8 protein-coding genes, 2 tRNA genes and 1 pseudogene are annotated in these 11,534 nt (G+C 53.8%); 5 read left to right on the forward strand and 6 right to left on the reverse strand.

The window, feature by feature from the left end:
- The 6 genes and pseudogenes from ACVBEF_RS18695 to metG form a co-directional block, all read right to left on the reverse strand.
- Nucleotides 1–1,831: mechanosensitive ion channel domain-containing protein (locus ACVBEF_RS18695; protein WP_447125430.1), on the reverse strand; the 1,831-nt coding region annotated here is incomplete at its 3' end.
- Between the two features lie 37 nt (nucleotides 1,832–1,868).
- Complete coding sequence (locus ACVBEF_RS18700; RefSeq protein WP_447125431.1) at nucleotides 1,869–3,113, reverse strand: PrpF domain-containing protein; 1,245 nt, start codon at nucleotides 3,111–3,113, stop codon at nucleotides 1,869–1,871.
- 7 nt (nucleotides 3,114–3,120) lie between these two features.
- Nucleotides 3,121–3,958: pseudogene (gene panC, locus ACVBEF_RS18705) on the reverse strand (pantoate--beta-alanine ligase).
- Between the two features lie 225 nt (nucleotides 3,959–4,183).
- Nucleotides 4,184–5,035: a segregation and condensation protein A gene (locus ACVBEF_RS18710; protein WP_447125432.1), complete on the reverse strand. Its 852-nt coding sequence runs from the start codon at nucleotides 5,033–5,035 to the stop codon at nucleotides 4,184–4,186.
- A gap of 50 nt (nucleotides 5,036–5,085) precedes the next feature.
- Nucleotides 5,086–5,292, reverse strand: coding sequence for a DUF3460 family protein (locus ACVBEF_RS18715; RefSeq protein WP_447125433.1), 207 nt, complete (start codon nucleotides 5,290–5,292; stop codon nucleotides 5,086–5,088).
- A 118-nt stretch (nucleotides 5,293–5,410) separates the two neighbouring features.
- A complete protein-coding gene (gene metG, locus ACVBEF_RS18720; RefSeq protein WP_447125434.1) occupies nucleotides 5,411–7,498 on the reverse strand; it encodes a methionine--tRNA ligase in 2,088 nt (695 codons plus the stop codon).
- 230 nt (nucleotides 7,499–7,728) lie between these two features.
- On the opposite strand from metG, the gene apbC reads away from it, so the two are divergent.
- The 5 genes from apbC (at nucleotide 7,729) to ACVBEF_RS18745 (ending at nucleotide 11,345) form a co-directional block, all read left to right on the forward strand.
- Nucleotides 7,729–8,811 carry an iron-sulfur cluster carrier protein ApbC gene (gene apbC, locus ACVBEF_RS18725; RefSeq protein WP_447125435.1) on the forward strand — a complete coding sequence of 361 codons (1,083 nt, stop codon included), beginning with the start codon at nucleotides 7,729–7,731 and terminating at the stop codon, nucleotides 8,809–8,811.
- Nucleotides 8,812–9,114: 303 nt separating this feature from the next.
- Nucleotides 9,115–9,483: a DUF4399 domain-containing protein gene (locus ACVBEF_RS18730; protein WP_447125437.1), complete on the forward strand. Its 369-nt coding sequence runs from the start codon at nucleotides 9,115–9,117 to the stop codon at nucleotides 9,481–9,483.
- Nucleotides 9,484–9,603: 120 nt separating this feature from the next.
- A complete protein-coding gene (gene gltX / locus ACVBEF_RS18735; RefSeq protein ID WP_447125436.1) occupies nucleotides 9,604–11,049 on the forward strand; it encodes a glutamate--tRNA ligase in 1,446 nt (481 codons plus the stop codon).
- A gap of 63 nt (nucleotides 11,050–11,112) precedes the next feature.
- Nucleotides 11,113–11,188: transfer RNA gene (locus ACVBEF_RS18740), tRNA-Ala, on the forward strand.
- Between the two features lie 81 nt (nucleotides 11,189–11,269).
- Nucleotides 11,270–11,345 (forward strand) — tRNA-Glu (locus ACVBEF_RS18745).
- The last annotated feature ends 189 nt before the right edge of the window (nucleotides 11,346–11,534 follow it).

Here is an 11,534-nt window from a genome sequence, read left to right on the forward strand (position 1 = left end):
GCACGCTGTGGACCGACCCGTTGCCGTCGCGCAGACGTACTGTGCGGATCGACAGATGCTCAACGGTGCCGATGTGACCATTGCCGACGTCTACCCAGTCGCCCACCGACATGGAGTCTTCGATCAGCATAAAGATACCGGTAATGACGTCCTTGACCAACGATTGCGAGCCAAAGCCGATGGCCAGGCCGACTACGCCAGCTGACGCCAATAGCGGCGTGACGTTAATCCCGAGATTGGCCAGCGTGGTAATAACGGTGATAGCCAGAATGATCAGCAGGGAGGCGTTGCGTAGCAGCGGCAAAATGGTCCGCATGCGGGTGCTTGGGTTGCGGCCATAACGACCATAGCGACCACTGGGGCCTGGCGTAATCGCTTCCTGAATCGCGGTGTCGAGCAATATCCAGACTATCCACGCTAACGCCAACGTGAGTCCTATCTTGCCGACGGTGGCCAGTATCATCCTGCCAATGAGCGTGGCGTTGGCAAAGTCGAGTAAGGAGTGATCCCATATCCGCGTCAACAGTTCAAAAAATCCGACCCACATCAGCACTTGTAGAAAACTGAACATAGCCGCTGTCAGGCGCAGAACGTAGGGCGATTGACGTCGCGGCGAAGTGCGCTTTTTAATGCGGCCGATGCGCTGCAACAGGCTGCCGATAAAAAACATGGCGACCAGTAAGGCCGCGCTACTGATGGCGTGATTGAGCGCTGCGCTACTGTTATCAGCCCCGATGACTGTGGCCAGACTGACGCCGCCAGCGAGCAGCAGAATTGGGTAATACCAAAGTGAGGCGATGATCTCCAGTGTTTCCATGCGCGCCCGATGCCCGCGACGCACGTCGAGCGCGCGGTTGCGGATCAGATGAGCGACCGGACGTCGAAACCGTAACGCGAAGACGACGCACAGAATGGCGGCAATCAGATTGGCCGATGTTGCCACCAGCGCTGACAAAGTGCCGCCGATGATCGAGTACAGTTTGGGATTGTTGACAGCGTCGCCTAGCCAACCGGCAAAGCCTATCGCGTATAGCAACTTCCATCCACGCCGCCGCAGAATATGGATGGCAACGCCGCGATGGCCGCTGTAGGAGAGCGAAAAAATGATCACACAAATCGCTCTGAAAACGCTTGCGCCTATGAAGGTGTAGAGCAGCAGGGTGGCGATGGCACGGCCCAGCGACGGCGGCAGACTGAGTACAACTGTGATCTCAATGAGTAGCGCAATCACCCACGGCACGATGTGACGCAGGATATAGATCGATAATTCTTTGATGCCAGGATCGGGCGAGAGCGTATCTTGCATGCCGAAATGTTGCCGCACGCGTTTGCCGACATAATCCAATGCGAAGGCTATCAGGGCGAACAAGGCCATCATTTCGGCAAAGTTTGCCAATGCGGTCAGTGGCGGCTCATCGGTGTGACGCGACAACAGCGTTGAGAATTCTTCTTCGGCGTTGGCGAATTGTTGCGACCAGTATTTTTGCGGCGCGGCGACTTGATCGTAATGGGCCTGCACCGCGTCCAGACTATCGGAGATTAAGCCGATCAATCCTTTTTGCGCCGTGACGGGCGCTTTGTTTTGTTGCTCAGCCTGTTGCAAAGCGGTGACCAAGGCTTTGGCGGCAGGGTTAGCCTGCAATGTTTTGGCCAGTGCGCTGATGGTTGCGGCGTTGGGTGGATTTGCAGGGTTTGAAGAGTTCGATGCTGCGCTGCTATCGGCGGCGGAGTACGCCGGGGCGATACTCAAGGACAAGCAAACTAACAAGCAGAGCGTGAGCAGTGGCTGTGCAAAATATTTGGCCCGCGCGCCAATATGTATAGGAATCATAATGGCATCGCAAAAGTCATAAAAATCACCCTTGGTATCAGTAGCAAGCGGCTTGTTGTACTAGAAAAGCCTGCAATGCCGCCGACGCCTGATAAACAGGAAAAGTCCCGCGCAGCAGAATTTGCGCGTTGCGACGATAAGCAGCCTGAAGAATCTGTACCTGCATATTCTGGCGCACCGCTTCAATACGCGTGGCCAGTATGCCAGCGGGATTTTCAATCGCAATGTCCAGCACGCCGCCAGCAGCGCTCACGGCAGGAGCATGACTGACGATCTGTTGGGCAATACTGCCGGGTATCAAACAAGCAGAGGCCAGACAGCAACCGCCCGAGACCGCCAGCGAAGGATGCGCCGATTGCGGCGTGAAATAACGCGCGCTGATGTTGCCGCCATTACGAGGAGCCGAGACGATGCAGATCTTCGGCATGGTTTCGCTGGCAGCTAATTGCGTCGCGCTCATCAACGCGCCTGAAGGGAGTTTCAGGCCCATCTTCAATCCGGCGGCGACCCACAATGCGCACAGGCGATTTTTAAAGTCCGGGTCTGCATCGAGCTGCGCCGGAGTTTCATAGCCGGTTTTCCCCAACGCGTCAGCGGCAACAATCACCATCGGCACGGCGACATCAATACAACTCACCAGTATGCCGTCGATGTCGTCAACGACATTGCCGGTGGGGAGGAGCGCGCCGGTTTTTGCACCGACCGGCGCATGCAGATACAGATCGACGCCGGGGAATTTGCCATCAACGCCGGGAATCTCGGTGTCTGCTAGCAGTGTGTGACCGCCTGCGTCAATTTCCAGCGCCATTTGCGCCGACATGCCGGTACCGGTATTGGTATTGAAAATATCGACGGCAAACCGTTTGCCGTTGGCCGCGATTAGCCCGGTATCGAGCGCATATAAGGGCAGGGCGGCGGACATATTGCCGCAGTTGACGCTCCAGTCGATCGCGCTTTTATCAGCGGCCAACTGCGCCAGGGTGCTGATAATCGTGCGACGGGCCGTATCGATATCGACGATAAATACTTTATTGCTGGTAGGCGCGCCGCGTCCAAGGCCGTTGATCTGGCGATTGCCAGCGCTGTCCCCTTGCCGTGGAATCCCCATCAATATGCGAATTAACTCATCGCGTAAATCCGGATCGGCTGGCAGATGTTGTTGCCAGATCACGATCCCGGTAGATGTCCCGCCCCGCATATGGAAGACGGGAAATTCCGGCACGCCGAAAACGATGTGCGTCTTCAGATGCGCTAGTCCGGGATGCGGGAAGTGTGAACGCATAAAAAAGTTAAATTTCCAGATTGTCGATCAGGCGTGTAGTACCCAGTTTGGCGGCAGCCAATACCACCAATTCTTCGCCACGGGCCAACTCCTCTGCCGATGCCGCTTGCAGGTTACCGCGCTTGCGCACCGAGATGTAATCAGGCTGCCAGCCGGTAGCCCGGAGTTGCGCCATTGCTTGTTGTTCGAGCGCTTCAATGTTGCGCTGTCCGCTACGCACTTCTGCGGCAACCTGCGTAAGTGCTTGGTACAGCGCCGGTGCTTCTGCGCGTTGTTCTGCCGATAAATACATATTGCGCGACGACAGCGCTAAGCCATCCTCTGCCCGAAACGTTTCTGCGGCGATGATATCGGTCGGTAATGCAAACTGTTTTGCCATGTTGCGAATGATCATCAATTGTTGATAATCCTTCTTTCCGAATACCGCCACGCGCGGTTGTACGCATGAAAACAGCTTCATTACCACCGTTGTGACCCCGGTAAGAAACCGGGACGAACTCACCTTCAAGCGTATTGCCCAGACCGTCAGGCGGTTGGATGCGGTATTCCTGCGGTTCCGGATAAAGGTCTTTTTCACTCGGCGCAAACAACACGTCAACGCCTTCTTTTTCCAGTTTGGCGACATCAGCATCAAATGTACGCGGATATTTAGTAAAGTGGACGTTCGGGCCGAATTGTAGCCGGTTGACAAAAATCGATGCGACGACCGGATCGCCGTGGCGTTTAGCCAGGCGCATCAGCGAAAGATGGCCTTCATGCAAATTACCCATAGTTGGCACAAAAGCAGTGCGCAACTGGCCGCGCATCTGATCGCGTAATTCTTCGATCGAGGAAATAATTTTCATGGAAAAAGTCGAGGTGAGTTTGTAGAAGATAGGACGTGTTGACATACAAAGTTTGTGAAGCACCTAGTCCCGTTCGGACTGAGTAGGCACAAAGTGCCGTATCGAAGAATCGCCAACGCATGCAACTACTTCGATACGCCCTTTGGGCTACTCAGTACGAACGGAGTTTTTTACATTCAAAATATCAACACACCCTGACAAAAGCACGAATATAAAATGCCGGTATCACGACGGCGAATAAGCCAACCGTACATAAATAGGCGCAAACGGCTCAGCCTGGGTGATTTCGATCAGCGTTTCTTTAGCCAGTTCCAGCAAGGCGATAAAGTTGACCACCAGCACCGGGACGCCGCGTGCGGGATCGAACAGGTCGGCAAACTCGACAAAACGGGCCGATTGCAAGCGTCGCAAAATGCCGGTCATATGTTCGCGCACCGATAATTCTTCGCGGCTGATGATGTGGTGCTGAGTCAGTTTGGCGCGTTTGATCACGTCTGCCCAAGCTGATTGCAGATCGACGACGTCCACTTCCGGCCAGCGCGTGACGATGCTTTGTTCGATATAAATCTGGGTGCGGACAAAATCGCGTCCCAGTAGCGGTAGCTGATTGATTTCTTGCGAGGCCAGTTTCATTTGCTCGTATTCCAGCAAACGGCGCATCAGTTCTGCGCGTGGATCTTCAGCTTCGTCGCTGTCGGTTTTTCTCGACGGCAACAACATGCGCGATTTGATTTCAATGAGCATGGCCGCCATCAGCAAATATTCGGCGGCCAGTTCCAGATTGGTAATGCGGATTTGATCGACATATTCGAGATATTGCAGGGTCACCTGCGCCATCGGAATATCGAGAATATTGAAGTTTTGCTTGCGGATCAAATACAGCAAAAGGTCCAGCGGCCCCTCAAATGCTTCGAGAAAAACTTCCAGCGCATCCGGCGGAATATACAAATCGGTCGGCATGCGAAACAGCGGTTCGCCGTACAGACGTGCAAAAGCCACACCGTCGATGACGTTCGGTGTGGAGTCCGGCTGTCCGGCAACGGTAATTTCAGCAGCGTCTGACAAATCTTGCGTCATAGCGTTATCGGTAGCCAGAATGCATCTTGCAGGGAGAAGCCAGAGGGGTGTTAGTGCTCGTTTTGATAAACGTAAGGTTGCTGCGCAACGCGGGAGTCTGCGGTGCGGAGTTGGCTATCGAGATCGATCGGGGTTTTGTCCCACAACAGCGCCCGGCCTGCCAGTTGTTGCTTTTCCAGATCCGGGTTTTTGACCTTGAGCTCGTTGATGAACAGGGTCGTTTCGGATTGATAGTTGGTGAATTGCTTGGATTTCATGGTGTTTACCTGGTTGTTGCTTGGTTGTTGCCTGGTTAATAACGCCGTAAATGCTGGTGCTATTTTATGTCAGTAGTGATGCGCCGGTTGTTGGCGCATTGCATTTGTATCGAATTAATTAGCGTATCCGCATCCCCGGCGCAGCACCGGGCCACGGGTTGAGAATATAAATACCGGGATTAGCCTTCTCATCGGCTGCCGACGCCGCCAATACCATGCCTTCAGAAATACCGAATTTCATCTTGCGCGGTGCCAGATTGGCGACCATCACCGTCATCTTGCCGATTAGCTCTTCCGGCTGATACACCGACTTGATACCCGAAAATACATTCCGCAAGCGGCCTTCGCCCACATCCAGCGTCAGGCGCAACAGTTTGTCGGAGCCGTCAACGTGTTCGCAATTGACGATTGTGGCGATGCGTAAATCGATTTTGCTGAAATCGTCGATGGTGATTTGCGGTGCTAGTTCTTCGATGTCTGACGCGGGAGCATCAATAGCATCGCTAGCCGGCGCATCAGCTTTCACTTCAGGCGCATCAAACAAAGCATCCAGCATCTTAGGCTCAACGCGGGTCATCAAATGCGCATAGACGTTGATTTTGTGACCATCCGTCAGCGGTGTATTGATATCAGACCATTCCAGCGATCCAATTTGTAAAAACGCCTCAACTTGCTGCGCCAATACGGGCAATACCGGTTTCAGATACAGCGTCAAGATGCGGAAAGCTTCCAGCAAACGGCTACACACTTCGTGCAACGCCGCCGCATTGTTGACATCTTTAGCCAACTCCCACGGTTTGTTGGCGTCCACGTAAGCATTGACGATATCGGCCTGATCCATGATGGCGCGCAGGGCTTTGCCGTATTCGCGGCCTTCGTACAGCGCTTTGATATCGGCGGAGACGGCGCGCAGGTTTGCCAGGAACGGATCGCTATCGGTGGCCCACGCTGTGCTGACTTTGCCGTCGAATTTTTTGCTAATGAATCCTGCGGCACGGCTGGCGATGTTGATGTATTTACCGATCAAATCGGAATTCACACGCGCGACGAAATCGTCAGGATTAAAATCGACGTCTTCCACCTTGGCGCTGAGTTTGGCGGCGATGTAATAGCGCAGCCATTCTGGATTCATGCCGATGTCCAGATAGCGCAACGGAGAAATCCCGGTGCCGCGTGACTTGGACATTTTTTCACCGCTAACAGTGATGAAGCCGTGCACAAACACATTATTGGGCACCTTGCGTCCGGCAAATTTGAGCATCGCCGGCCAAAACAGGGTGTGGAAATACGTAATGTCTTTGCCGATGAAATGGTATTGCTCGGTGCTTGGGTCGGCCATAAAGGCATCGAAGTCACGCCCGGTTTTATCGAAGTAATTCTTCAATGACGCCAGATAGCCAATCGGCGCGTCCAGCCAGACATAAAAATACTTGCCCGGCGCATCCGGGATTTCGATCCCGAAATACGGCGCGTCGCGGCTGATATCCCAATCACCCAGGCCGCCGTCGCCTTCCAGCCATTCCTTCGCTTTGTTGGCGACTTCCGGCTGCAAGCGGTTGTCTTCCAGCGCCCACTGGCGCAGAAAATCCACGCAGCGTGGATCGGAAAGTTTAAAGAAGAAATGTTCCGATGATTTCATCACCGGGGTGGCACCCGACAAGGTGGAGAACGGATTTTTCAGGTCGGTTGGGGCGTACACGGCGCTACAGTTCTCGCAAGAGTCGCCGTATTGATCCTTGGTTCCGCATTTCGGACATTCGCCCTTAATGTAGCGGTCGGGCAAAAACATGCCTTTGACCGGATCGTAAAATTGTTCAATGGTCTTGGTCGTGATCAGCTTGGCGTCGTCGCGCAGGCTGCGATAGATTTCTTGCGACAGCGCGTGGTTTTCAGCGCCGTCGGTGGAATGCCAGTTGTCGAAGGCGATGTGAAAGCCGTCCAGATATTCCTTGCGACCGGCCGCGATATTGGCAACAAACGCTTGCGGCGTGATCCCGGCTTTTTCAGCCGCAATCATGATAGGCGCACCGTGGGCATCGTCGGCACCGACAAAATGGACCTCATTTCCTAGCATGCGCTGAAACCTGACCCAGATATCGGCCTGGATGTATTCCATGATGTGGCCGATGTGGAATGCGCCGTTGGCGTAGGGAAGGGCGGTGGTGACGAATAGCTTGCGCGGCGTGTGCAGAGGAGATGTGCTCAAAGTGGTGCTCATTTAGCGGTGGCAGTTGGAGTAAAACCGTGATTTTAGCAGTGCCGACGCTTATGTTGATACCGGCTTTGCATACGGCGTGGCGGCTTGTGGCGTCATGGTCACTGTTTATGTTACTTAGCTGATGTTTAATTGACAATTTGGCAAGCCTGATTTTGCCCCTTTATGCGCGCCGATCAGGCGATTAGTTTAGACTTGCGCAACTATATAGAGGAGAAATAATGAGCATGTCGATTGAAGCGATTAAGGCAGCATTGTCCGGTGTGATCGATCCGAATACCGGCAAAGATCTGGTTACCGGCAAATGTGTGAAGAATATTCAGTTGGACGGGGCTAACGTCGCGTTTGATATCGAGTTGGGTTACCCGGCAAAAAGTCAGTACAACCTGATCCGTTCTGCCGCCATTGCAGCAGTAGCACCGATCGCAGGCAATGTCAGCGTCAACGTGTACTCCAAAATTCAAGCCCATTCGGTCCAGCGCGGCGTCAAGTTGCTCTCGAATGTGAAAAACATCATCGCCGTTGCATCCGGCAAAGGCGGTGTCGGCAAATCGACTACGGCAGTCAATCTGGCCTTAGCGCTGGCTGCAGAAGGCGCGCAAGTCGGGATTCTGGACGCCGATATCTACGGCCCGTCGCAGCCCATGATGATGGGCATCAGCGGTCGTCCTGAAACCAAAGACGGCAAAACCATGGAGCCGCTGGAAAACCACGGCCTGCAAGTATCAAGCATCGGCTTTATGGTCGATAACGATGAGCCGATGGTCTGGCGCGGCCCGATTGTCACGCAAGCGCTGCAACAGTTGCTCGATCAAACTAACTGGCGCGATCTGGACTATTTGATCGTCGATATGCCGCCCGGTACCGGCGACATTCAATTGACGCTCTCGCAAAAAGTCCCGGTCACCGGCGCGATCATCGTCACCACGCCGCAAGACATCGCCTTGCTGGACGCGCGCAAGGGCTTGAAAATGTTCGAAAAAGTCGGCATTCCTATTCTCGGCGTTGTAGAGAACATGAGCACGCATATTTGCTCCAACTGCGGTCATGCTGAAGAAATTTTCGGCGCTGGCGGCGGTGAAAAAATGTGCAGTGAATACGGCGTTGAGTTTCTGGGTGCGCTGCCGCTGACGATGTCGATCCGCGAGCAAGCCGACTCCGGTCGGCCAACCGTGATCGCTGAGCCAGATGGTCCGATTGCGCATATCTATAAAGAAATTGCGCGTAAGGTCGCCATTAAGGTGGCGGAGAAAGCCAAAGATATGACGAGTAAGTTTCCGACGATTGTGATTAAGAACGATTAGGGCATTGTCATTTAAAGTTTTCAGCACTCCCAAAGCCCGTTCGGACTGAGTAGGCACAAAGTGCCGTATCGAAGAATCGCCGTATACCCGTATACATATACTTCGATACGCCCTTAAGGGCTACTCAGTACGAACGGGTTTTTGAACTGTAAATACAAGACACCTTAAGATTGATTCTGTAATTCTTTACCGGTGCAGCAACTCCTGCGCCAGATTGACGATCCATCCACTGTAACCAAAAAAGGCTATCCGATGAAATCAAGCTTGAAATCACGTTTATTCACCGTACTGTTCAGTGCAGCAATGATGACAGCCGGTTTTGTGCCGCAATTGGCGCATGCTGCGTCGGTTAATTTTGTCGCACCGGCAGATGGCGCTGTGGTGACCAGCCCGTTTGATGTCAAATTTGGCGTCACCGGCATGGAGATCAAACCTGCCGGAGACATGACGCCCAACACCGGGCATCACCATTTGCTGATCAATCAAGCGCCGATCAAAGCTGGCGACGCCATTCCAGCCGACGCCCAACATCTGCATTTTGGCAAAGGCCAAACCGACACCATGGTCACCTTGCCACCTGGAAAATATAGTTTGACGATGCAGTTCGGTGACGGCTTGCATCATTCGTATGGCCCTGAGATGAGCAAGACAATTAACGTCATAGTGCAATAAGACTTCCACCGCGTTGTTGGCTCAATCGCAGCAATAAGGCCCTCCACGGGCAAGGCAACGCGGTAAAATGTGGTTTTCATTGATAGCGGCTTTGGCAACCCAAGGCCGTTTTTATTTATCATGACCGCATCTACATCTGCTGTAACTCCCCATTCTCCTGTCAGAACCCGCTTTGCACCCAGCCCCACCGGCTATCTGCATTTAGGCGGCGCACGCACAGCCTTGTTCTCCTGGGCCTACGCCCGGCACTTCGGCGGCACTTTCATCCTGCGCGTTGAGGATACCGATCTTGAGCGCTCCACGCCGGAAGCGGTCGAAGCCATTCTTGAAGGCATGCAATGGCTGGGTCTGGATCACGACGAAGGCCCGTTTTTCCAGATGCAACGCATGGACCGCTACCGCGAAGTCATCGCCCAAATGCTGGCTGATGGCACGGCCTATTACTGCTACTCCTCCCCCGAAGAAGTTGAAGCGATGCGCGAAAAAATGCGCGCCGCCGGGGAAAAGCCGCGTTACGACGGCACCTGGCGACCAGAATCGGGCAAGACCCTGCCAGCGATCCCTGCCGAGCGCACGCCGGTGGTCCGCTTCAAAAATCCACTCGACGGCGAAGTCAGCTGGGACGATGTCGTCAAAGGCACCATCACCATTGCCAATCGTGAAATGGACGACCTCGTCATCGCCCGCCCGGACGGCACGCCCACCTACAATTTCTGCGTCGTCGTTGATGACTGGGATATGGCCATTACCCACGTTATTCGTGGCGACGACCACGTCAACAACACCCCGCGCCAAATCAACATTCTCAAAGCGCTCGGCGCAACCTTGCCCCTGTATGGTCACGTGCCGATGATCCTCGGCGCAGACGGCGAGAAACTCTCCAAGCGTCACGGCGCGGTAAGCGTCATGGATTATCCGGCGCAAGGCTATTTGCCCGAAGCGATGCTCAACTATCTGGCGCGCCTTGGCTGGAGCCACGGCAACGAAGAAGTTTTCTCCATCGAGCAGTTTTGCGAATGGTTTGATCTCGATCATCTCTCCAAATCCCCGGCCCAGTTCAATCCTGAAAAACTAGCGTGGGTAAATAACCACTACATCAAGCTGGCAGACAATATTCGCTTGGCTGAACTAGTGCGGCCCCTGATGGAAAAAGACGGCGCCGACTTCACCAGCGGTTCAGCGCCAACGCCAGACCTGGCAAACGTTATCAGCGTCATGAAAGAGCGCGCCAACACCACCCACGAAATAGCCACCGCAGCCATGCTGTTCTATCGCCAGCCAGCGCCCGAGGCAGCGCTGCTGGACCAGCACTTCACCGCAGTAGCCGACACCATCAAACCGGCGCTGACCGATTTGGCAGAGCGTTGTAAATCGGTAGAGTGGGCCAAGCCCGCACTAGCCGCCATGATCAAGGAAGTCTTAACAACACACACCCTGAAAATGCCGCAGATCGCGATGCCACTGCGACTCATGATCACCGGCCAGTTGCAGACACCAGCCATTGATATCGTTCTGGAATTATTCGGACGCGAAGCGGTATTGGTACGGTTGCAAAAATATCTTTGATAAATATTCAAAACGGCATTGTCAGAGGAGGAATAACTTTGCTATAATTCCGCTTCTTCGCAAGGGGGTATAGCTCAGCTGGGAGAGCGCTTGCATGGCATGCAAGAGGTCAGCGGTTCGATCCCGCTTACCTCCACCAGCGTAAAGCAGGTGGAGACAGTAGTAAAAAGTAGTAGTAAAAAGTAATAAGCAACACCACTAGCAGTACGGACAGATCATTGTCCCCATCGTCTAGAGGCCTAGGACATCACCCTTTCACGGTGAGTACAGGGGTTCGAATCCCCTTGGGGACGCCAGATAAAACAGTCGCATCAGTGTGATGCGACTGTTTTTATTTAGACCTTAGTGTAAAAGGTCAGGCGTACAAGAATAAGTAGTCAAAGTGCAAGCGAAGAGTCGGCCACGCAAGCACGCAGTAAGGACAGTTCACTGTCCCCATCGTCTAGAGGCCTAGGACATCACCCTTTCACGGTGAGTACAGGGGT

The organism is Glaciimonas sp. GG7 (genome assembly GCF_052976905.1).